The sequence below is a fragment of the Archangium sp. genome, from assembly GCF_045802675.1.
Classification (GTDB): Bacteria; Myxococcota; Myxococcia; order Myxococcales; family Myxococcaceae; genus Archangium.
The window spans coordinates 15,229-36,979 of the sequence record NZ_JBJMQO010000079.1; the positions used below are offsets into that span (position 1 = coordinate 15,229).

The 21,751-nt window shown below is 69.9% G+C and carries 17 protein-coding genes; 7 read left to right on the forward strand and 10 right to left on the reverse strand.

The genetic code is table 11. The features are described from left to right. Positions 1–9: 9 nt before the first annotated feature. Both ACJ8AN_RS22465 and ACJ8AN_RS22470 read right to left on the reverse strand, forming a co-directional pair. Complete coding sequence (locus ACJ8AN_RS22465) at positions 10–3,207, reverse strand: TonB-dependent receptor domain-containing protein (RefSeq protein ID WP_407757480.1); 3,198 nt, start codon at positions 3,205–3,207, stop codon at positions 10–12. A 63-nt stretch (positions 3,208–3,270) separates the two neighbouring features. Then, entirely contained in the window at positions 3,271–4,554 is a 1,284-nt protein-coding gene (locus tag ACJ8AN_RS22470; RefSeq protein ID WP_407757481.1) for a M14 metallopeptidase family protein, read from the reverse strand. 60 nt (positions 4,555–4,614) lie between these two features. Here ACJ8AN_RS22470 and ACJ8AN_RS22475 point away from each other — a divergent pair, with 60 nt between their 5' ends. Continuing rightward, positions 4,615–5,973, forward strand: a complete 1,359-nt coding sequence (locus ACJ8AN_RS22475; protein WP_407757482.1) for an alanine/glycine:cation symporter family protein — start codon at positions 4,615–4,617, stop codon at positions 5,971–5,973. A gap of 10 nt (positions 5,974–5,983) precedes the next feature. On the opposite strand, the gene ACJ8AN_RS22480 is transcribed toward ACJ8AN_RS22475, so the two are convergent. Continuing rightward, positions 5,984–6,628 carry a hypothetical protein gene (locus ACJ8AN_RS22480; protein ID WP_407757483.1) on the reverse strand — a complete coding sequence of 215 codons (645 nt, stop codon included), beginning with the start codon at positions 6,626–6,628 and terminating at the stop codon, positions 5,984–5,986. Positions 6,629–6,638: 10 nt separating this feature from the next. Then, positions 6,639–8,174, reverse strand: a complete 1,536-nt coding sequence (locus ACJ8AN_RS22485) for a hypothetical protein (RefSeq protein ID WP_407757484.1) — start codon at positions 8,172–8,174, stop codon at positions 6,639–6,641. A gap of 153 nt (positions 8,175–8,327) precedes the next feature. Here ACJ8AN_RS22485 and ACJ8AN_RS22490 point away from each other — a divergent pair, with 153 nt between their 5' ends. Continuing rightward, positions 8,328–9,518 (forward strand): glycosyltransferase, encoded by a 1,191-nt coding sequence (locus ACJ8AN_RS22490; RefSeq protein WP_407757485.1) that lies wholly within the window; start codon positions 8,328–8,330, stop codon positions 9,516–9,518. Here the strand turns inward: ACJ8AN_RS22490 and ACJ8AN_RS22495 are convergent. Next, positions 9,449–10,660, reverse strand: a complete 1,212-nt coding sequence (locus tag ACJ8AN_RS22495; RefSeq protein WP_407757486.1) for a glycosyltransferase family 4 protein — start codon at positions 10,658–10,660, stop codon at positions 9,449–9,451. The genes ACJ8AN_RS22490 and ACJ8AN_RS22495 overlap by 70 nt on opposite strands. A gap of 111 nt (positions 10,661–10,771) precedes the next feature. Between ACJ8AN_RS22495 and ACJ8AN_RS22500 the strand changes: the two genes are divergently transcribed. The 3 genes from ACJ8AN_RS22500 to ACJ8AN_RS22510 are packed head-to-tail and all read left to right on the forward strand — an operon-like array spanning position 10,772 to position 13,080. Further along, a complete protein-coding gene (locus ACJ8AN_RS22500) occupies positions 10,772–11,674 on the forward strand; it encodes a hypothetical protein (protein WP_407757487.1) in 903 nt (300 codons plus the stop codon). Next, positions 11,671–12,075: a hypothetical protein gene (locus tag ACJ8AN_RS22505; protein WP_407757488.1), complete on the forward strand. Its 405-nt coding sequence runs from the start codon at positions 11,671–11,673 to the stop codon at positions 12,073–12,075. Before ACJ8AN_RS22500 ends, ACJ8AN_RS22505 begins: the two co-directional genes overlap by 4 nt. 3 nt (positions 12,076–12,078) lie before the next feature. Next, entirely contained in the window at positions 12,079–13,080 is a 1,002-nt protein-coding gene (locus ACJ8AN_RS22510; RefSeq protein ID WP_407757489.1) for a hypothetical protein, read from the forward strand. On the opposite strand, the gene ACJ8AN_RS22515 is transcribed toward ACJ8AN_RS22510, so the two are convergent. The 3 genes from ACJ8AN_RS22515 to ACJ8AN_RS22525 all read right to left on the reverse strand — a co-directional run bounded on the left by ACJ8AN_RS22515 (position 13,074) and on the right by ACJ8AN_RS22525 (position 17,492). Beyond that, the gene (locus ACJ8AN_RS22515; RefSeq protein WP_407757490.1) at positions 13,074–15,167 is read right to left on the reverse strand and encodes an ATP-binding protein; all 2,094 of its coding nucleotides are present in this window, start codon (positions 15,165–15,167) and stop codon (positions 13,074–13,076) included. The two genes, ACJ8AN_RS22510 and ACJ8AN_RS22515, sit on opposite strands and share 7 nt — an antisense overlap. Before the next feature lie 100 nt (positions 15,168–15,267). Next, positions 15,268–16,470: a DUF819 domain-containing protein gene (locus ACJ8AN_RS22520; protein WP_407757491.1), complete on the reverse strand. Its 1,203-nt coding sequence runs from the start codon at positions 16,468–16,470 to the stop codon at positions 15,268–15,270. Then, positions 16,467–17,492, reverse strand: coding sequence for a dipeptide epimerase (locus ACJ8AN_RS22525; RefSeq protein ID WP_407757492.1), 1,026 nt, complete (start codon positions 17,490–17,492; stop codon positions 16,467–16,469). Before ACJ8AN_RS22525 ends, ACJ8AN_RS22520 begins: the two co-directional genes overlap by 4 nt. Positions 17,493–17,616: 124 nt before the next feature. Between ACJ8AN_RS22525 and ACJ8AN_RS22530 the strand changes: the two genes are divergently transcribed. Then, on the forward strand, positions 17,617–19,029 hold the full coding sequence (locus ACJ8AN_RS22530; protein ID WP_407757493.1) for a M20/M25/M40 family metallo-hydrolase: 1,413 nt from the start codon (positions 17,617–17,619) through the stop codon (positions 19,027–19,029). Positions 19,030–19,069: 40 nt separating this feature from the next. Next, the gene (locus ACJ8AN_RS22535) at positions 19,070–20,329 is read left to right on the forward strand and encodes a C39 family peptidase (protein ID WP_407757494.1); all 1,260 of its coding nucleotides are present in this window, start codon (positions 19,070–19,072) and stop codon (positions 20,327–20,329) included. A 55-nt stretch (positions 20,330–20,384) separates the two neighbouring features. On the opposite strand, the gene ACJ8AN_RS22540 is transcribed toward ACJ8AN_RS22535, so the two are convergent. Both ACJ8AN_RS22540 and ACJ8AN_RS22545 read right to left on the reverse strand, forming a co-directional pair. After that, the gene (locus tag ACJ8AN_RS22540; RefSeq protein ID WP_407757495.1) at positions 20,385–20,954 is read right to left on the reverse strand and encodes an imm11 family protein; all 570 of its coding nucleotides are present in this window, start codon (positions 20,952–20,954) and stop codon (positions 20,385–20,387) included. 10 nt (positions 20,955–20,964) lie between these two features. Beyond that, the coding region (locus ACJ8AN_RS22545) for an AHH domain-containing protein (RefSeq protein WP_407757496.1) at positions 20,965–21,751 on the reverse strand (787 nt) is incomplete at its 5' end.

Genomic DNA, 21,751 nt, shown 5'->3' on the forward strand with positions numbered 1-21,751 from the left:
CCCGGGAGCCTAGAAGCTCAGCTTGACGCCGAAGCGCACGGAGCGCGGCGCCTGGTAGGCGGTGGGGTTCTTGAAGTTGGGGTTCACGTCCGCGGTGGTGATGGGCGCGTTGCCCGTGGCCGACACCTTCACGAGGCACGCACTGGCGGTGCTCGCGTCGCGGCAGCTCTCCACGTCCGCGGTCTTGCCGTTCTGCTCGATGGGCAGGACGCGGGTGTAGGTGAAGACCTGGTCCACGTCCGTCACCTGCTGGAAGTTGAAGAGGTTGAAGACGTCCAGCGAGAGGCTCAGGGTGTAGTCGCCCATCAGCTTGCGGCTCACGCCCAGGTGGCCGTCGAAGTTGTGCACCCACGGCAGCCGGCCCGCGCTGCCACGCGGGAGGATGAACGTCTCCGCGCCGCTGCGCAGCGGGTGGTAGCCCAGGTAGTTGAGCGGCGCGCCCGAGCGGGCCCGGTAACCGCCACCAATGTCCACGCTCAGATCGCGGGTGAGGCGGAACTCCTTGGCGCCGAAGGCCTTGAAGGCGTGCGTGCGGTCACCCGGCAGCGGACCGTCGCGGTTGACGGTGAGCGAGAGCAGGTCGAAGTCACGCGTGAGGTTGGGCGACAGCTGGCCGGTGTCCGCGCGGAACAGGCCCGAGTAGTTGCCGCGCAGGTTGGACCACGTGTAGCTCACCTGCGCCAGCCACCCCTCCGAGAAGCTCTTGGTGTAGTAGACGTTCACCGCGTCGTAGTCGCGGCGCGCCAGCGGGAAGTCCGACGACGTGCCCTTGCCCGGGTTGCCCAGGAAGAACGTGCGTCCATCGTCGCGGCTCATGTCCTCGATGACGTCGTTGAGGTAGCGCTTGGTGTACGACAGGCCCAGGCGCCCGAACACCAGCTCGTACTCGCCACCCAGGACGATTTCGTCGCTGGACTGGGCGCGGATGCTCGGATCCACCGGCACGCGATCGCCACCCTCGGCGGTCCACTGCTGGTTGGGGCTCTCCGTGTTGCCCGTCACCTGGCGGTTGCCGTCACTGTTGCAGTCACCACCGGGGGCCAGGTCGGCCGGGTCGCGCGGATCGCACGCGGGGGCGTTGTACGTGGCCGACAGCAGCCGCTGCTGGGGGAAGGACAGGTCGGCCATGTCCAGCGGGACGTTCTCGTAGAAGCGCGCGTAGTTGGCGTAGAGCTTCGAGCGGCCCTGCTGGGTGAAGTCGTAGATGACGCCCACGCGGGGCGACCACTGGTTGGGCAGGCTCAGGCCCACCTGGCGGTCGATGCCCCAGATGGTCTGCGCGTCGTAGCGCACGCCCGCGTTGACCGTCACCTTGTCGAGGATGGACCAGCTGTCCTGGACGAAGCCGCCCAGGGTGAGCGAGGAGGACGTGCCCTCCTTGTTGGGCAGCGGCACGACCTCGTCCGGCCCGGAGAGGTAGCCGTACTGGTTGAGCGAGAAGAAGCACGAGCCGTTCGAGCACTCCTGCCAGGGCACCCCGCCGGTGCGCGCGCGGTTGAGGTAGAAGCTCGCGCCCTCGGCGTCCGCGCCGGCCTTGATGACGTGGTGGCCGAGCGCCTCGAGCAGGTACGTGCCGAGCACCTTGCCCTGGTAGCGGTTGAGCTCCGAGAGGTTGATGGTGCCAGGGCCGCCGAAGGAATAGTTCGTCACCGGGCAGCGGGTCCCCGTCAGCCCCTCGGGCGCGTCACAGACGGACGGGTCCGGGAGCGTCTCGAACTCGGTGATGCTGCGCTTGCGCCGGTAGGCGATGTTGGACTGCGCGGAGAGCCCCGTGCCGCTCATGAGCCCCGAGCCGTCCGACGGCAGGGTGGAAGCGCTCTGGTGGTGCCAGCCCACCGTCGCGTCGAGCAGCAGCGACTTGTTGAAGAAGGAGGAGGACTGCTTGGCCACCACGTCCAGGCCACCGCTCGTGCGGCGCGTGGCGATGGAGTCATAGGCGCCCTGCACGAACGCGGTGCAGGACAGGCCACTGCACACCTCGGGAGCACCATCGCGGCTGAAGGCGTAACGGCCCTCGCCACCCGACCAGCTGGGCGTGCCGTACACCGACAGCGACAGCGTGTGGTCCGGGTTGAAGAGGTAGGTGAGCTTGCCGATGTACTGCACCGTCCGCTCGTCCGCGAAGCGGTTCTGCAGCGCGCCCGGGATGGGCGAGGCCACCTGGAAGCCCGTCACCGGATCCTTGCGCGCATCGCCCACCTTCGCGCAGCCATTCGCCGGGTCCACCTGCGTGCACAGGTCCAGCGTGCTGAGCTGCCGCGACACCTGGATGCGCGTGTACGAGGGCGCCACGCCCGCGAAGAACCACAGCTTGTCCTTCATGATGGGGCCGCCCACCTCGAAGCCGAAGTCCCCCTGGTTCCACGGGGTGCCTTTGGCCGAGATGACGCTGCCCGCCTGCTGGATGACCGGACCCGCCGTCTGCAGGAAGCCGGGGGCCATGTTGCCGAACACCGAGCCGTGCAGCTCGTTGGAGCCGGACTTCGTCACCACGTTGAACACGCCACCCGTGGAGCGGCCGTACTCGGGCATGTAGCCACCGGTGATGATGTTCACCTCCCTGACGAACTCCACCGAGAGCGGCGTGCCGATGGCGCCCACCTGCGGATCATTCACCGACAGGCCATCCACCACGAACTGGTTCTCCGGCGAGGTGCCACCGTTGATGCTCACGCCGTAGGTGTCCTCCTGCGCGCCCGGGGCCAGCTCGGCCAGGGACTCGAACGAGCGCGACGCCGAGCCCTTCGAGCCCGGACGGCTGAGCGCCAGGTTCTTCAGGATGTTGGCGTCCACGCTGATGCCCGAGGCGCTCGAGGCCACGTCCACCGTGGGCGGCGCGGCCGTGACGATCATCTCCTCGCCCAGGCCCGACGGCAGCAGCTCCACGTTGACGCGGATGGTGCGATCCAGCCGCAGCTGGATGTCCCCGCGCGCATACGGACGGAAGCCCTCGGCCTCCACCCGGAGGGTGTAGACCCCCGGCGGCAACTGGGGAATGCGGTACTGGCCGCTGTCGTCCGAGACCACCGTCTGGTCACCCTGAAGGTTCGGAGACGTGGCCGTCACCACCGCGTCCCGCAGTGGCTTCTTGTCGGCCGAGTTGATGATTTTTCCGATGATGACCGAGGTGCCCTGGGCCATCGCGCTGGTGCTCAACAGCAACAACAAGACACACCACGCGCGCGCGAATCGAACGTGCGAAGACAAGGTGCTCACCCCTCCTGGCGAATTGGGGCGCACCTTAACCTCAGTTTCACCAAAGTTGGGAATTCAACGTCCGTAGCGGATGATTCGCTCCACCCGGTAACTCCCGGAAGACGCCACGGGCCGCAGCAACATCAGCTCGGCGGGAAGGCCCACGCGCACCTCGCGTGCATTCCGGGGCGGCAGGGGTACGAGGTCTCCCTCCTTCACGCCCCCGGGAGGGAGCGGCACGGCGGTGAGGCCGGTGGCGTCTACCTTTTCCACGGCCCCGTAGACGCGCAGGTCTCCGAATTCCTCGAGGGAGCCCGAGAGCTCGAGGGACAGCGTGCCCCCGTGGTTGCGCACCGCCTGGGCCGCGGCGATGCCGAGGTCCGCGACGAAGGCCTCCCCCGCCTCGCCGAAGACGTGGGCGCCCTGGATGACGAGGTGCAGCATGCCCTTGCTGTCATTGAGGGGGATGGACTCGTAGCGCTCGAGGTCCGCGTGCTCCACCGCCCCGCTGGCGAGCGCGTCCAGGGCGGACACCAGGGCCACGAAGTTGAGCCGGAGCAACGGCTCGTCGGGCGCGGGCGAGGGCCACGGGCCGGTCTCGATGAGCACGGTGGGGGTGCCCCAGCGCCCCAGGTTGTCGCCGAAGGCGCGGACCTCGAAGGAGTCGTCGTAGCGGCCCACCTGTCCGGGCGCGAGTGGCTCGAGGGCATCGCGGATGACGGCGCACACCTTCTTGGCGAGCACCCGCCCCGGGTTGTCCCCGCGCGCCGCGTCGAAGGGCGGGGCGAGCAGCGAGATGGAGGCGGGCCGGTTCGCGCCGCTCACGGCGGTGCGCCAGCTCTGGTTGTGGAGGTTGAAGCCGAGCGCCGGCTGGAGCCGGTCCCGGACGGCCTTGAGGGTGCGGCCCTCGGGAGTCTGGAGCGCGAGCGCGTCGCGGTTGATGTCGATGCCCTGGGCGTTGCGCCGCTGGAAGCGCTCGGCGCCATCGGGGTTGAGCATGGGCAGGGTGTGCAGGGTGAAGGCCGAGAGCCACCGGGCCACCCGGGGGTGCTCGCGGTGGGCGCGGATGTACTCGAAGAGATCGAGCAGCGCCGTCGTGGCGGTGGGCTCGTCGCCGTGCATCTGGGACCAGAGGAGGAGGTGCCGGGGGCCGGAGCCGAAACGGACGAGGTTCAGCGAGCGGCCTTCCACGGAGCGTCCTACCTCCTCGACGTGGAACAGGCCCGGGGCCGACGCGGGGAGGCGGCGGAGGTGGGGCTCGAGGAGGGAATGGCGGACGAGGGCGGGAGGCGGCAGGCCCTGGAGACGGACCTCGGCCCAGAGGTCGAAGAGCTCGCGGGGTGAAGCGGGGGCGGTCACGTGGTTCCTCTCTTTTTCCGGTGGGTGCCCCGGAGGCGCGGATCGGATTATGACGGGGACATGCTGCCTGAACCCATCCGCAACGCGATCGATGTCGCCAGCAACTTCGTCTGGGGGCCGTGGACCATGGCCCTGTTGTTGGGAACTGGAGTGTTCCTCACGGTGCGGCTGCGGTTCGTGCAGGTGGCGCGCTTCCGGGACGCGCTGCGGGCCATGATGCCCACCCAGGCGAGCGGCGCCGGAGCCCTGACGCCCTTCCAGGCGTTCATGACGGCGCTGGGCGCGTCCATCGGCACGGGGAACATCGCGGGAGTGGCCACGGCCATCGTGAGCGGTGGGCCGGGGGCGCTGTTCTGGATCTGGGCGTATGGCTTCTTCGCCACCGCCATCAAGTTCTGCGAGGCGGTGCTGGGGATTCAATACCGCAAGGTGCACGGGGAGCGGCTGTCCGCGGGGCCGATGCACTACCTGAAGGACGGGTTGGGCTCGCCGAAGCTGGCCTGGCTGTACGCGTTGATCGCCGGCGTGGCGGCGCTCACGACGACACCCTTCACGCAGCCGAACTCCATCGCCGTGGTGTGGCAGAGCCAGTTCAACATTCCGCCGCTGGCCTCGGGGCTGGTCATCGCGGTGCTCACGTGGCTGGTGGTGATTGGCGGCGTGAAGAGCATTGGCCGGGCGGCCGAGAAGCTCGCGCCCCTGAAGGTGGGGCTGTACCTGGCCGGAGGACTCATCGTCATCGTCACGCACGCGGCGCAGCTGCCGTCGGTGTTCGCGCTCATCTTCCGCGAGGCGTTCTCGCTGCAGGCGGCCGGAGGAGGCGCCGCCGGGGTGGGGATCATGGTGGCCATGCGCTACGGCATTGCCCGAGGCATCTACGCCAACGAGGCGGGTTACGGCACGGCGGCGGTGGCGTACGGGACGGCCCGCACGGAGGCCCCAGTGCAGCAGGGGCTGCAGGCGGTGATGGAGGTGTTCATCGTCTCGTGCGTGACGTCGACGATCAGCGCGCTGGTGATTCTGGCGAGCGGGGCGTGGACGAGCGGGCTGACGAGCACGGCGGTGGTGGCGCAGGCGTTCAACACGGCGATTCCCACGGTGGGTGGATGGGTGGTGGCCTTCTGCGCCTTCCTGTTCGGCTACACGACGCTGATTGGCTGGGCATACTACGGCGAGCAGTTCCTCGAGTATGCCGTTGGACAGCGCGTCACCCTGCCCTACCGCTGGCTGTACTGCATCCTGGTTGTCTTTGGCGCCATGGGGAAGGTGGAGACCATCTGGGCCTGGGGAGACCTGATGAATGGCTTGCAGGTGTTCCCGAACCTCGTGGGCCTGATTGGATTGAGCGGCGTGGCCGCCTCGGTGCTGCGCCGGCCCAAACCCGAGCAACAGGTGAGCACCCCCATGCCCCTGGCCTGACATTGGCCTGTCAGTAGACGATGCAGTCGAACTTCTCGATGACGGCCTTGAGCTCTTCCGGCGTGGTGTCGCACCGCTTCGCCTCGGTCGGGGCGAAGTAGGTCAGGGCCTTGGTGGAAGGCGGCTGGTCTCGGAAATCGTCCACGATGATGCGACCAAAACGCCCCGGCCACGGAGTGCTGTTGAACTCACGGCTTCTGCCGATGGGATCCAGGAAGGTGAAGCAGGGCCATTTGGGAAAGCGCAAGGTGCTGGGATCACAGCCGTGGAAGCGGCATCCGTCGAGCCGCGCCTCGGAAAAGTCGCAGTCCTCGATGGAGCCGAACTGGTACTCCGGGTCGCTCCCATAATCAGGCCAGTGCCCGAAATCGCAGCCCCACAGCCGTCCCTTGAAACGGCAGCCCTTGAGGGACGCGCATATCCATTGCTGGTAGTTCTTCAGCTCCTGCTTCACCTCGAAGGTACAGTCGATGAAGCGGACGCCCCTGATGCTCAGATTCCGCCAGGACACCTTGAGCACGAGGGTACAGTTCTTCAGCGTCAGGTTGGGGCCGAGGATGTAGTTGGCCTTCTTATCCGTCAGTTCCAGCTGCTCGTTTTCGATTTCCCGGTCCGCGAAGACGACATTCCCAAGCCAATCCCTGGCCCAACTCATAGCCGCCCTTTCAGAAGGTGAGCATCCGGAAGAACTCGCCCGCCATGCGCCGGCCATGACGTGCCAGGTTCGACTCCGTTCCGGAGAGAATCTCGTACTGGATACCTGTATTGGGGTCAACGACGTCGACTCCCTTGGGATTGAAACGATAGAGCTGTTGAAGCTGGTTTTTCACTCTCTCATGCACGAAGCGCCCCCGGGCCTCACGCTCCAACAGCCGCGCCAGCCAATATCTACCCTTGTCCTTGGCCTCTTTGATGGCATTCCGCTCCTGGGGGGACAGCCTGTGGGGCCCCCATTCGTTGGCGGCGCGGGTGACGGCTTCCTGGAGCATGTCGCCGACCTTGTCCTCGGCCGGGAGGTCCGCGATCGACTTGCCACGTGGCAGGTGCCAACGTTGCCCGTTGGCGAGTTCCACCTGCACGTTGCCGCCCCGATGGCGCAGGACGGTGGTGGGCGAGTTGCCCCCGGAAGCAGGCCCACCGCTCCCGCCCTTCTTGAGCATCACCACCGTGAGCGGCCCCTGCGGCGAGGCCGCTACCGTCTCCACCGCCGCCACGGCCCGGGCCAGCGCACCCTCCTGGGCCAGTGCGCTCTCCATCGCCACCTCGGGCGCCAGCACGGCGGCCCCGCCTTGGGCCTCCCACTGTGCCTCCGCCAGGCTGAAGCCCGGGAGTGACTTCACCCGCGCGGCCACCTCGCCCAGCGTACGTCCCGTGAGCGCGCCCACCGCCAGAATCATCACCCTCGCTGCGTCCGCGCCCAGCACCCTGGCGAATTGCTCGCCCGCCTCGCGCAACTCCGCGAAGGTGGTGGCCTCGTACGCCTGGGTCGTCAGAAGGGCCCAGCCGTCCAGCAGACCCCACAACGTGTCCACGCCCAGCCACGCCACGAGAATCACCGTCATTCCCGCCGCGAGCAGCTTGGTGGTGGGCTCGGGCACCAGCCAGGACGTCAGGTACAAACTGACGGTCCACACGCACATGGCCATCAGCGCTCGTGGGTTCAGCTCGCGCCCCAAGGCCTCGCGCGTCTCGTCCAACACCGAGCCGAAAGACAGCGCGAGCGCCAGCGTGTACCGATCGTCCGCGCGCAGGTAGGGCCCGTCATCGAAGAAGCCCAGGCAGTCACCTCCGCCCCAGGGCCTGCACCATTCCTTATACTTGTCGCGCAGGGCGGCATCCGCTTGGGGCGAGAGGGGGCTGCTCTCGTCCACCGGCACCAGCGTGAGGACGCGGCCCCGGCTCACCTCCGCCAGCCACGTGCCACTCGATTGCAGACTTTCCAGCTCCTGTTCCGGCAGGCTCGCCAACAACTCGCGCGCCGCCTGCCGGGGTGACTTGCCCTCGAGCTGCACCTCGCGGACGAGCCGCTGGACGGCATGCTGGAAGGAGGCCTTGTCCACCGGCACGGGCCGGGTAGGCACCGTGCCCGGCTCCATGACCTGCACCTCGTACACGGCAGCCGCCCCTGCTTCGGACAGCCGCCCCTCGGGGCCGCCCGGCGGCGCGCTCGTGGCGCAGGCAGAGGAGAAGAGTACGAGCACGAGGACGGCACACCCTCGCATCCAGGAACGAGGGCCAACGGGACGGGGAGACATGCCGCACCTCCAGCGGACCGATCGGGCCGCCCTCTGGTTTTACGTCCACGCCGCTCGAACCAGAAGTGCGGACTCGCGGGGGTAGATAGGATGCGCCCCATGCCGAGCGGCCCTCGTATCCTCCTCATCGCGGAACGGTTTCCTCCTGACCTGGGGGGCCTCGCGCGCAGCGGCGCTCGCACCGCTGGCGCCCTCGCCCGCCTCGACGCCCAGGTCGACGTCCTCACCTGGACCCGCTCCCTTCCCCCGGGTGCCCTCCAGTCGCTCGACGCCGGTGAGGTCGCCGCCTCCGCTCGCGGCGCCACACTGCACCGGCTCGGTCTCTTCGGGCAGGCGGATACCTCGCTACAGCACACGCTCGACGTGCTCGAGTATCTGCACTCGCAGCGCCGCTACCGGCTCGTCTGGGGGCATTACCTCTCTCCCCCGGGCTTCCTCGCCGTCACCTTCGCTGGGCTCGCGGGCATCCCATCCACCGTCAGCGCTCGCGGCAATGACGTGGATCAGGCCATGTTCCCCCCGGGCGACTTCTCCCGCCTCCTCTGGACCCTCCAGCGAGCCACCGTCCTCACCGCCGCCTCGGGAGACCTCGCGCGCAAGATGGTCATGCTCCTCGGGCGCGACCCGGGCGTCGAGGTCATCCCCAACGCCGTCGACACCTCTCTCTTCACTCCCGGCCCCGCCGACCCCGCGCTGCGCCAGCGTCTGGGCATCCAACCCGGAGAGCTCGTGCTCGGCTTCTCCGGTGAGCTGCGCCACAAGAAGGGCGTCCCCTTCCTCCTCTCCGCCCTCTCCGAGGTGCGCAAGATTCGGCCCGCCTGTCTCCTCGTCATCGGCGAGGTGCGCGCTCGCGAGCAGGAGCAGCTCACCGCCTTCCGCGTCGAGCACCCCGAGGACGCCGCGCGCCTCATCGTCTCCGGCCGGCTCGATGCCCCCGAGGACGTGGCCGCTCACCTGCGGCTCTGTGATGTCTATCTTCAGCCCTCGCTCTGGGATGGCATGCCCAACGCGATGCTCGAGGCCATGGCCTGTGGCCTCGTGGTCGTCGCCAGCGACGCGGGCGGCATCCCCGAGGCCATCGACTCCGGCGCCAACGGCTTCCTCGTGCCCAAGGCGCTCCTCAATCACCTCGGGCAGGCCGTCATCGACGTGCTCAGTCTCTCCGAGGTGCGCCGGGCCGAGATCGGCGTCGCCGCCCGCGCCCGCATCGAGCAGCGCTTTCAGGCCGCGGCCGAGGCCGAGGTGCTCCAGCGCGTGCTGGACCGCACCATCCCGAAGGCCTCCTCGTAGGCCGACACCAGGGACTCCTGCGCTCGCGCCCAGGTGAAGTCCCGCTCGACGCGCGCCCGCGCCTGCTGGCTCATCCGGGGCCCGAGCGCCGGGTCCTCCCTCAATGCGCGCACGGCCTCGGCGATGGCCTTCGGCGAGCCCGGCCGGACGAGGAACGCGTGCTCCCGTTGCTCCGCCAGCGCGCGCACCACGGGCAAGTCACTCGCCACCACCGGCGTGCCCGAGGCCATTGCCTCCAGCAGTTTCAGCGGGCAGCAGCCCTGCACGAGGTTCCGGTCGTTGGGCGGCAGCGGCACCAGCACCACGTCACAGGCATGGTGGAGCTTCGCCAGCTCCGCCTGCGGCAGCGCGTCGAGAATCTCCACCGCGCCCTCGCCCACCAGCTCGCCGCACAGTTCCATCAGCTCACGGCGCTGCTGTCTTCGCGTGGGGCCCACCAGCGTGAGGAGCACCGGCACGTCCCGGCGCAACAGGCGGCAGGCCTCGATGGCGTGGTGCACGCCCTGCCACGAGGTCATCGTCCCGCTGTAGAGCAGGCGCACGGGCCGCTCGTCCCAAGGACGCGGCGCCTGGTAGGCGAAGAGTCCGGTGTCCACGCCGTTGGGGATGACGCGGATGCGGCAGGGCGCCACCCCGCGCGACTCCAGGTAGCGCGCCGTGACCCCGCTCGGGGTGAGCACCAGGTCCGCCTTCGCCAGACACTCGTCCTCCTGCGCCACCAGCTTGCGCAGCAGCTCATCGTCCTCGGCGACTCCTGGCGAGTGGTACTTCAGCTCGATGGAGGGCAGCCCGTTCACCTCGAAGACGAGGCGCTCGGTGAGCTGCTCCTTGCGCCGGGCGATGGGGTAGCCCTCGAAGATGGAGCGCACGTGCACCACCGAGGCCCGCGCCCTCCCCTGCCACCACGCCGCGAGCCCTCCCCGGAAGCACATGGCCTGCTGGATGAGGTCCTTCCCCTGCGCTGGCAGCGGATGGAAGCGGACGCCCTCGGGCGGCTCGCCCGGGTCTCCGCCGATGGCGAGCAACTCCACGCCTCCGAAGGCCCCGCCGAGCGCCTCGACGAAGGCGCGGATGTGGACCGCCGCTCCCTTGGGCGCGGGGAAGCGATCGAAGGACGCGTAGATGATTCCGGAGGTGGACACGGCCCGCGCAGTATCCCGCCTCGGGCGCGCGGCACCAAACACGCGATTGACCAGGGGGAGCGCGCACTCCTACGCTCGGGCTCCACTCCTCGCAGCGAAGGGCTTCAGACCTTGGCCGTCGATGCCAACAAGTTCCGGGCGCGCGTCTACCGAACCCAGCTCCCCGGCTCCCAGGTGCTCGGAGAGCTCGACTCCCTGCGCGACCTCGATGTCCGGCACGAGAAGCGGGCGTTCTGGGCAATCCGGGTGGGCTGGGGCGCGCTCGTCCTCGCCGTGGCCTGCTTCCTCGTATGGGTCAACACCGAGGCCTGGGAGGACCCCACGCTGCACGAGGTGGCGCGGAAGGGCTGCGTGCTCCTGTTCGTCGTGAGCCTCGCCGCCTTCCTCCTCCGCGCCCTCTCCTCGCGGCTCGACCTGGAGAACCGGCGCTACGAGCTCGTCACCCGCCTCGTGCGGTTGCTCCAGGCCGACACCGCGCCCCAGGAGCCGATGACCGTCGAGTTGGACTTTCGGCCCGCGACGCACTCGGACAAGTTCTCCGGCGAGTCGGCGACCGTCAATGGCTGGACCGTGAAGTCCTACGTCGACCGGTGGCTCTCGTTGCAGACGCGGCTGCTGGACGGCACCTACCTGCGCGTGGAGATGCTCGAGCGCACCGGCAAGCGCAGCCGGTCGAAGAGGAGCAGCTCGGGCAGGTACAAGACGAAGTACAAGACCCTGTCGGATGCGCTCGTCCGGGTGCGCCTCCAGGTGAAGCCGGAGAAGTACCAGCACCTCGGGCGGCTCGGAGCACGCGCCCGGGACGCGGTGAAAATCCCCCTGGGCTGCCGGCTCAAATCCCTCTCCGTGGAGGAGGACCGCCTGGAGCTGACGGTCCTCATGAAAGGCACCTGGGGCGTGGAGAACGAGCGCACCCAGGTCAACGCCGTGCAGGTGATGGCCATGTCCCTGCTGAGCCTCTACCAGCTCCTCAATCTGTCGCGAGCCCTCGACAAGAAGGCGGCACACCCATGAGCCCTCCCTTTCAAGAGTCGCTCGACCCGTGCCAGGAGCGAGCGGGATTCCTCTTCGCGCACGACTGCCCCCGGCCCGCCGCCCAGCAGTGCGCCCGGTGCGCCAAACCCATCTGCACCTGGCATGGCCATCCGTCCGAGAGCGGTGAGGTTCTCTGCACCACGTGCTTCAAGGAGCAGCATGCGTCGGGGGGAGGGTCGGGCTCCGAGGCACCACCGGAGGAGGGAGCGGACAATCCCTATCTGTATTCCAGCTATTACTACCGGGGTTACGGCTACTACGGCCGGGGCTACTGGGGCCATGACGTCCTGCACGATCCCAACGACTTCACCGAGGCCGATGGCGAGTCCCTGCGCTTCAAAGCCAGACACGACTTCGAGGAGGACATGGGCGGAAGCTGAGCCATGAGCGGGGAACGCTGGCTCCTCTATGCGCTCGGCGGAGGCCTGGGGCACCTCACTCGCGCCGTGGCGCTCGGCCGCGCGGCCCGCCGCCGGGGCCACACCATCGACGTGGTGACCAACAGCCCCTTCGCTCCCGCGCTGCCGCTCGAGGCGGAGCTGGGCGAGGGCCATGTCCACCGGCTCGGTGCGGAGCTCGACAAGCAGGCCGTGCGCGACGCCATCGAGCGGCTGCTCGACTCCGTGCGCCCCGAGGTGCTCGTCGTGGACACCTTCCCGCGCGGGCTCGGCGGTGAGCTCGCGCCACTCCTGCCCGGACTCGAGGCGCGGAAGGTGCTCGTGCACCGCGACCTGCATCCGGACTACGTGGAGCGCTTCGGGCTCGCGCGCTTCGTCGAGGCGTTCGATCGGCTCATCGTCCCCGGAGAGCCCGCACCGTTCGCCCACCACCCGCTCGCCGTGAGCACGCCGCCCTGGCTCGTCCTCGACGCCGGGGAGCTGCTCGACGTCTCCAGCGCGCGGCGGAGACTCGGGGTGCCCGAGGCAGGGGAAGCGGCCCCCGTGGTGGCCGTCGTCGCCTGTGGCCGGCCGGAGGAGGTGCTCGAATACACCGGGCTCGCGGAGACGCTCCAGCGGGGGCTCGGTCCGCGCGCCTTCGTGCGGCTGCTGGCGCCGGGGGCCCCACCGCGGCTCTGGCCCGCGCTCGCCGTCATGCGCGGCATCGACGTGCTCGTGGGCGCGGGCGGCTACAACACCGTCCAGGAGGCGCGCGCCACGGGGACGCCCCTGGTGGCCATCGCCCGGCCCCGGCTCTACGACCGGCAGGCGCCGCGGCTCCAGGACTCCGAGCGGATGGCCTCCCTCGACGAGGCCCTCGAGCGCGTGAGCCGTCTCCTCCCATCCGGCACTCGCCACGAGCGGCCCGCGCCCGCCTACGTCAACGGAGCCCACGCGGCGGTGCGGCTCATCGAGGAGACACCGCCCCGGTCCGGCCCGCGTCAGTGAGGCTGAGCGGACTCCTCCCAGGTGGAGCCCCCCTCCTCGTGGGAGCCCTCGGCGAGGGGCTTGCGCGCTCCCACGGCCGTGTAGGGGAGCAGCACGGTGAACGTCGAGCCCTGGCCGGGGCGGCTGGTGACGTGCACCTCGCCGCAGAGCGCCTCGACGATGCGCCGGGTGATGTAGAGCCCCAGCCCCAGGCCGCCATAGTGGCGGTCGCTCGCCGCGCGCTCGAAGCGCTCGAAGATGCGCGACTGGTGCTCGGGCGCGATGCCGATGCCCTGGTCGGACACCGAGAGCTGGGCCCACTCGGGCCACCCCTGGACCCTCACCCGCACCGGCTTGCCCGCTCCATATTTGATGGCGTTGGTGAGCAGGTGCGTCACCACCTGTTCCAGGCGGCTCCGGTCCCACTGCCCCACCACCGGCCCGTGCTCGACGAGCACCAGCTCGCAGCCGGCGTCCTCCGCCTGCGGGGCGAAGGCGTCCAGCACGCCGTGCACCACCTCCACCAGGTCCACCTCCTCGCGCTGGAGCTGGAGGTGCCCGGAAGCGAGGCGCGTCACATCGAGCAACTGGTTCTCCAGCGCCTCCAGCCGGGCCACGCTCAGGTTGAGGCCCTCCAACCGCGAGCGGAGCTGCTCACGTGGGGGCATCGGCCGCTCACCCTGGAGCTTTCGCACCAGCGTCTGCACGCTCAGCTTGAGGGAGGTGGTGGGCGTGCGCAGCTCGTGCGCGGCGATGGAGAGGAAGTCATCCCGCAGGGAGATGGCCCGCTGCGCCCGCTGGTAGAGCATCGCGTTGTCCACCGCGAGCGCGGCCCGGTTCGCCAGCGCCTGGGCCAGCTCCACGTCCGTCTCGTCGTAATGCCGGCCGGACTCGGCCTGGAGGAGCCCCAACACGCCCAGCACCCGCCCGCGCGCATTCAACGGCAACACCATGTAGGAAGTGCACCCGAGCAGCTCGAGCGCGGCCCTCAGCTCCTCGTCCCCCCCGCTCAGCTCCTCCAGGTGGGCGCGGGAGAACGCATGGACCCAGCGCGGCTGCCCCGTCTCCACCACGCGATTCAGCACGCTGCGCCGCTCGCGTGCCTCCGCCAGCCGCTCCCAGTGCTCGAGCGCCCGCGTCCGCTTGCGCGGCTCCGGGTGGGCCAGGGCCACCCGCTTCAGGTGGCCCTCTTCGTCCACCAGGTCCACGCTGCACCAGTCCGCCAGCTCCGGCACCACCAACCACGCCAGCCGTTGCAGCGTCTCCCGCAGCTCCAGGTTGGAGCCCAGCTGCGCGCTCGCCTCGGAGAGGAAGCGCAGGTTGCGCTCGGCGCGCTTGCGCTCGGTGACGTCCTGCATGCCTCCCACCATGCGCAGGGGCTGGCCGCTCGCGTCGCGCAGGATGTAGCCCTGGTCCACCACGTCCGCGTACGAGCCGTCCACGCGGGAGAATTGGTACTCCTGCCGCCACTTCACGTCTCCCTGCTCGAGGGCATCGCGCAGGCTCGCCAGCACGCGGCGCCGATCCTTCCGGTGGAGGTTGCGGGACCACCAGCGGAAGTCACCCTGGACGTCCTCCGGCGGGTAGCCGAAGAGCGTGCGCACGTGGACGCTCCAGCGCAGCGTGTCCGTCACCATGTCCCAGTCGTAGATGGCATCGCTGGTGGCGAGCGTGGAGAGGCGGTAGCGCTCCTCGGACTGGCGCAGGGCCTCCTGGGCGGAGCGGGCGCGGAAGCGCTCCACCAGCCCGGCCATCCGCGCGCGCAGCAGCTGGGGCTCGGGCGGAGAGGCCATGCAGTCCACGGCCCCAGGCGGGTGGGCCTCCATCACCTCCACGGCCTCCGGGAGCTCCTCGGCGAGCAGCAGCACGGGGACGCCGTGAGCATGGGACTGCCGGATGAGGGCGTGGGCCTGGGACTTGGGGAGTCCGCCCACGCTCGCCAGGGGGAGCACCACTGCGGCGATGGGACGGGACTCCAGGCACTCGCTCACCTGCTCGGCCGCTGGCCAATGCAGACGCAGCTCGAGGGTCCCAAGCGACAGGCGGAGGTGCCGTTGGAGCGCGGGCGGCGTGTCCACCAGCAGGATGTGGGGGGCGGCATCGGACACCCGATACAGAGTGGACCCTCCCTCGGGTCCAGGCCCGTCTGCTCCCCCGCTGCTCCGGCGATGGAGGGAGCCTCCGTCCCGCCGCTCCACGCCCCGAGCCTCAGTGGAGGAGCCGGTACACCTGCTCCAGCATCACCGCGCACACCAGCCCGCAGTAGGTGCCCAGCACGTAGCCGGCCACGGCCAGCATCACGCCCACGGGCGCGAGGGCCGGATGGAAGGCCGCCGCCACCACGGACGCCGAGGCCGCTCCGCCCACGTTGGCCTGCGAGCCCACAGCCGCGAAGAAGATGGGGGCGCGCAGCAGCCGCCGTGCCCCCAGGGTGAAGGCCGCGTGGATGGCCATCCACACCACGCCCACCGCCACCATCGCCGGCGCATCCAGCAGCCGCCGGAAGTCCGCCTTGGCGCCAATGGTCATCACCAGCACGTAGAGGAACAGGGCGCCCACCCGGCTCGCCCCCGCGCCCTCCAGCTTGCGCAGCGGGGTGAACGACAGCCCCACCCCCACCGTCGTCACCAGGATGACCACCCAGGTGAAGCCCGAGATGATGGTGCCCACGTCCGGCAGCAGCTTGGAGACCGCCGTGCACACCACCGTGGTGCCCAGCCCGATGGAGACAATCCACACCAGGTCCGTCAGGCTCGCGGGCCGCAGCACCGAGGCGTGGAAGCGCTCCACCCGCTCGCGCACCACGTCGATGGCCCGCCGGTCCGCGCCCATGCGCTCGTCCATCTGCCGCTCGCGGCCCGCGAAGTAGAGCAGCACCGCTGTCCACATGTTCGACACGCCCACGTCCACCACCACCATCATGCTCAGCACGTCCTCGCGCGTGCCGATGCTCTGCCCGATGGCCACGAAGTTGGCGCTGCCTCCAATCCACGAGCCGCTGAGCGCCGCCAGTCCCTTCCACGCCTGGTCCCCGAGCTCCGCCGGCATGAAGCGGCCCAGCAGCAGGTAGGCGATGGGCCCGCCGAGCATGATGCCCGCCGTGCCCGCCAGGAAGAGCACCACGGCGTTGCGCCCCAGCCGGGCAATGGCGGACAGGTCCATGGACAGCACCTGGAGCACGAGGCTCGCCGGCAACAGGTACGCGGACACGAAGCCGTAGAGGTCCGACTTCGTGGGGATGATGCCCGTGTTCGAGAGCAGCGTGGGGATGAAGTAGACGAGCACCAGCATGGGCAGCACGCGGAAGACGCGCTCGCCCACCGGATGGCGATCGGCGAGAAACAGCAGGGACAGCACGGCGAGCAGCACCGTGAGCACCGCCATGGGGCTCTGGATGAGCGGCTCCGTCATGGGGCGGCCTGGGGCTCCACGCCGAGCCCCGGCCCCTCACCCAGGCGGATGCGTCCGCCCACCACCGGGTGCCCGCGGAAGGGGTCCGCCGCGAGGAGCAGGTTGCCATCCAGGTCCAGCCAGTCCACCAGCGGCCCCAGGTGCGCCGCCGCCGCGATGCCCACCGAGGTCTCCACCATGCACCCCAGCATCACCTTCAGCCCGCACGAGCGCGCCGTCTCGATGATGCGCAGCGCCTCGCGGATGCCGCCGCACTTCTGCAGCTTGACGTTGATGCCGTGGTAGCCCTCGGCCAGCTTCGGCACGTCCGAGGCCATCATCAACGCCTCGTCCGCCACCAGCGGCAGCGGCGAGCGCTGGCGCAGCCACTTCGCGCCCTCGACGTCCGCCGCGGGCAGCGGCTGCTCCACCAGCTCCACGCCCTGCGCCGCCAGCCACTCGATGTGCTCGAGCGCCTCCTGCGGGCCCCAGGCCTCGTTGGCGTCCACCCGCACCGTCTTGGTGGTGGCCGAGCGCACCGCGCTGAACGTCTCGCGCACCGACTGCGCGCCGAACTTGATTTTCAGCACGGGGTACGGCTCCGCCTCGCGCACCTTCTGGGCCATGGTCTCGGGGTTGTCGATGCCGATGGAGAACGAGGTGATGGGCATCCGCGCCGGGTCCAAGCCGAGCATGCGGTAGAGCGGCACCCCGAGCCGCTTGCCCGCCAGGTCATACAGCGCGATGTCCAGCGCCGCCTTCGCCGCGTGGTTGCCCGGCAGGGCGTGCTCGACACGCTCCGAGAGGACGCGGAAGTGCCACGGGTCTCCCTCGAGCGCCGGAGCGAGCTTCTGGAGGGCCTCGGTCACCGTCTCGGCGGACTCGCCGTAGCGCACGTTCGGGGCCGCTTCACCCCGGCCCACCAGGTTGCCGTGGCGCAGCTCCACGATGACGTTGCGCTTCGAGGTACTCGTCCCTCGCGAGATGGTCCACGCGTGGCGGAGGGGTAGCTCGAGGACTCGGACATCCATCGGTAATGACATGCGGTGGGCCTCCCAAGGGGGACCGCCGCCATTACCACAGCTCACGCGTCCGCGGGCCTTGTTCCTCTGTCGTGGCAAACATCTACGGTGAACAGCCCCACGGACTCCCATACACTGCCGGCCCATGCGCCCCCTGTTTTTCGTTCTCGCCCTCCTGGCCGTGCCGGGTTGCGGCCATGCCGCCGGCCCGTCGCGGAGCACCCCGCCCCGAGCGGCCTCCGAGGACATGCGCACGCTGCTCGCCGAGCTCATCGCCGTGGACACCTCCAACCCGCCGGGCAACGAGGCCGCGGCCGCCCAGGTGGCCGCCCGGTGGCTGCGCGAGGCCGGCATCGAGTCCGAGCTCGCCGAGCCGGCTCCCGGACGCGCCCACCTCATCGCGCGGCTGAAGGGCAGCGGCCGCGCGCGCCCCGTGCTGGTGCTCGCGCACCTGGACACCGTCCCCGCGAAGAAGGAGGAGTGGGCCTCGGACCCGTGGACGCTCACCGAGCGCGATGGCTTCCTCTACGGGCGCGGCGTGCAGGACAACAAGGGAATGGCCGCGGCCAGCGTGCTCGCGCTGCGGCGGCTCTCGCGCGACGGGATGAAGCTCTCGCGCGACGTGGTGCTGGTGCTCAGCGCGGACGAGGAGGTGGGCGCGGGCCACGGCATCGACTGGCTGCTGGAGCACCACCCGGAGCTGCGCGAGGCGGAGCTCGCCCTCAACGAGGGAGGGCTCACGGAGCTGACGGCGGACCGGAGCCGGGTGCGCTTCGTCAACCTCCAGGCCGCCGAGCGGGTGTCGCGCAACGTGGTGCTGAAGGCCACGGGGCCGGGCGGGCACTCCTCGGTGCCGCCGGCCGCGCCCAACCCCATGGTGCGCCTGGCGGCGGCGGTGGCCCGCGTCGGCTCGCTCACCTTCCCCACCCGGCTGCTGCCCGTCACCCGGTTGAACGTGCAGGGCCGGGTGAAGGTGACGGACGGCGAGCTGGGCGAGGCCCTGAAGCGGCTCGCGGCCTCTCCGGACAATCCGCCCCAGGAGGCGGTGGACTCCATCGCCCGGCTCGAGCCCGCGCTGGCCGCCGTGCTGCACACCACCTGCGTGCCCACCGTCTTCAACGCCGGCTCGCGGCCCAACGTCATCCCCGCCACCGCCGAGGCCACCATCAACTGCCGGCTGCTCCCGGACGAGGACATTCAAGCGTTCCGCGCGCGGCTCGTCGCGGCGGTGGGTGACAGCGACATCCAGGTGGAGCTGAACATGACGCCCCCGGACTCGCCCGCCTCGCCCGTGGGCGACAACGCCATGTTCCGCGCCGCCACGGCCGCCGCCGCGAAGGTGTGGCCGGGCGCGCCCGTCTTCCCGCGCATGTCCACCGGCACCACCGAGTCCACCGTGCTGCGCCGCGCTGGCATCCACGCCTACGGAATCGATCTCTTCGCCCTCACGCCGGACGACGCCCGCACGGCCCACGCGCCCAACGAGCGGATTCCCGTGGCCTCGCTCCAGCCCGGCGCCGAGTTCGTCCACCTCCTCCTGTCCGAGCTGGCCAAGTAGGCCCCCGGACGCTCCCCCCATAGCCCCCCGAGCGAGCCTCATGAAGACCCCGACGAAGGCACGAGTTGCGCTGTACCTGGTCCTGCTGGCATCGACGCTGACGGCCTGTGCGTCGTGGCGGGCCCGGCCCACCCCCGAGGAGACAGGACCCGTGGCGAGAATCTGGAGGCAGAGCACGCAGGCGCGCGACTTCGAGCGCTTCACCCGTCAGGGCACCGCGCTCACGGCGGAGGGCGCGCTGGAGCTCGACGCGGCGGCGGCCCGCTCCGCGGAAGACCCTTTCCCCAGCCACACGCCGCCGGGCTCGCAGACGCCGCTGGCCGTGGGCAGCTACGTCTTCGGCAGCGCCGCCTCCGGGGAGCATGCGATGGCGGGCGGCTTCGACAACGTGGTGCCCTCGTTCGACGCGCTCACCCCGCCGGGCACGTGGGTGCGGCTGACGCTCGCCGCGCGCGTGGGGGGCGAGTGGACGAAGGACTATGACTTCGGCGTCTGGGCGCTCGACAAGGGCACCGTGGTGCGCCACAGCGGCGAGCGTCAGGAGGACGAGCGCGGCAAGGTGCTCACCGACACGCTCGTCCTCAAGAAGAAGGCGGACGGGCTGCGGATGACGGTGTGGCTCTTCTCCTCCAAGCCCGGGGTGAGCCCGCGCGTCCGGGCGCTCTCGGCGGCGGTGACGGACACGGGCCGTGCGGCTCCGGACGAGGCCTCGGACCGGCGCGCCTGGGGCAAGGTGCTGGACGTGCCCGGCCGCTCGCAGCTGCTCTATCCGCCGGATGGGGGCGCCTGGTGCTCGCCCACGTCGGTGTCCATGCTGCTCGCGTACTGGGGGAAGAAGCTGGGCCGCGAGGAGCTCGTGGTGCCGGTGCCCGTGGCGGCCGAGCACGTCTATGACACCGTGTACCAGGGCACGGGCAACTGGCCCTTCAACACCGCGTATGCCTCGGCGCTCGGGGACGGCGCGCTGCACGGGCTGGTGGCGCGCTTCGACTCGTTCACGCAGGTGGAGCGGCTCATCGCCGAGGACATTCCGGTGAGCATCAGCATCGCCTACGAGAAGGACGAGCTGACGGGCTCGGCGGTGGCGCGCTCGGACGGGCACCTCATCGTGGTGAAGGGCTTCACGCCCGAGGGCGACGTCGTCTGCAACGACCCGGCCTTCCCCAGCGACGAGACGGTCACCGTGACGTACAAGCGCCAGGAGTTGCTGCGCGCGTGGGACCACTCCCGCCACTCGGCCTACGTGCTGTGGCCCTCGGGCACCGCCCTACCCGCGGGCGCGCTCACCTTCGTGCCCTGAGACGCGCGGTCACTTCGCGCGACGCCGGGGACCTCGGGCTCGACCGAGGTCCCCCCTACACCTCCGTGAACTTCATGCCCGTGGCCCCCAGGCGCTCCAGGGCCTGCTTGAGATCCTCGGAGACGATGAGGGCGAGATCCCATCCCCAGGTGCGGAACACCCTGGCATCACCCACCTTGGTGGGGTCGATGCGCATCCCCCAGAGGTCCCGGTACTCCCCCACCTTGTGCGGCTGACCGTGCTCCGGCGCCCAGTACCGCACCTCCTCGGTCCGCTGGTCGTCGATGCACCGGATGAGCTTCGTCGCGACGAGGATGCTGTACTGCTCGGGTTGGCCTTCGATATCGACCGGAAGGAGTTGCACATCGCCAGGGGCCAGGTCAGCGAATACCGAGGCGGCCCTCACATGGACGACCGGAACGCTCAACCCAGCAAGGGAGAAATCGACCGGCCTGCCCGGTTCGCTGAGGGGAACATGGAGCCTGCCTTCGACCCGCACCGGACGCCCGGCCCTGAACATCCAGGGGTCCTCCAACTCGCGGCCCTGCGAATCAACGGGCTGGCCCAGATGCCAGCGGCCGCGAACATGAAGGTCCTCGGAAAGCTCGAAGTAGCGCTTGGTCACGGAGTGACTCCTAGCGACCCGCCGTCCCGGTGACCAGTTGGTTCAGCCGGGTTCCGGGCGTGGAGACTTCCCTGGCCAGCTCATCGAGCGTGGCCTTCAGGAAGTCACGGCACTGCACGACGGTGCGGCAACCACTCATCGTTCTATCCAATCGGTTGAAGATGCGCTGGTGGTACTCCTCGGGGTGAGGCCCCCGGTGCCCCTCGACGGAGACGATGTTCTCGGGGTCTTTCAGTTCCATCCCCGCCTTCTTGAACAACTCGCGGAACTTCGGTGTCCAGGGTCCTCCGCGAGCCGTGGACTTCTCGTTGGCGATGGTGGCGAGGTGATGCTTGTCGACATGGCCCCCGTCGCGTGTGCCACGAGCCGACATGGCGAGCACATGAGGGGCGAGCACGATCGTGAATCCCTCGGCGGACATGGCCACCGATTGCACGCCCTCGACAGCGGAGTATGTGAAGCCAGCCTCTGTCTCGGCGGCCAGGGCGGCCTGCGCGGAGCCGGGCAACCCCTGGACCTTCGCCGCCAGCCCCGTGGTGTTGCCAATGGCGGCAGTGACCAGCATGACGAAGACTCGTGCGGCACTGGCCCCCAACACCTTTCCGTACTTCTCTCCCGCCGCTCGTAACGCGTTGAACGTGACGGCCCTGTCCACGTCCCGCACCAGTTGCACCCAGCCGTCGATGATCCGCCACACCGTATCCACGCCCAGGTAGGCGATGGCGGTGGCCGTGAAGAGGGCGGCGAGGCCCTTGGACACGGGCTCCGGAAAGCCCCCAACGACGCACCCCCTTAAA

Bases quoted from the DNA above. Each gene is read 5' to 3' on its own strand.
- ACJ8AN_RS22480 (WP_407757483.1), bottom strand. From the start codon at position 6,628: ATGAGTTGGGCCAGGGATTGGCTTGGGAATGTCGTCTTCGCGGACCGG.
- ACJ8AN_RS22505 (WP_407757488.1), top strand. From the start codon at position 11,671: ATGAGCCCTCCCTTTCAAGAGTCGCTCGACCCGTGCCAGGAGCGAGCG.
- ACJ8AN_RS22530 (WP_407757493.1), top strand. From the start codon at position 17,617: ATGCGCCCCCTGTTTTTCGTTCTCGCCCTCCTGGCCGTGCCGGGTTGC.
- ACJ8AN_RS22475 (WP_407757482.1), top strand. From the start codon at position 4,615: ATGCTGCCTGAACCCATCCGCAACGCGATCGATGTCGCCAGCAACTTC.
- ACJ8AN_RS22520 (WP_407757491.1), bottom strand. From the start codon at position 16,470: ATGACGGAGCCGCTCATCCAGAGCCCCATGGCGGTGCTCACGGTGCTG.
- ACJ8AN_RS22525 (WP_407757492.1), bottom strand. From the start codon at position 17,492: ATGTCATTACCGATGGATGTCCGAGTCCTCGAGCTACCCCTCCGCCAC.
- ACJ8AN_RS22510 (WP_407757489.1), top strand. From the start codon at position 12,079: ATGAGCGGGGAACGCTGGCTCCTCTATGCGCTCGGCGGAGGCCTGGGG.
- ACJ8AN_RS22535 (WP_407757494.1), top strand. From the start codon at position 19,070: ATGAAGACCCCGACGAAGGCACGAGTTGCGCTGTACCTGGTCCTGCTG.
- ACJ8AN_RS22490 (WP_407757485.1), top strand. From the start codon at position 8,328: ATGCCGAGCGGCCCTCGTATCCTCCTCATCGCGGAACGGTTTCCTCCT.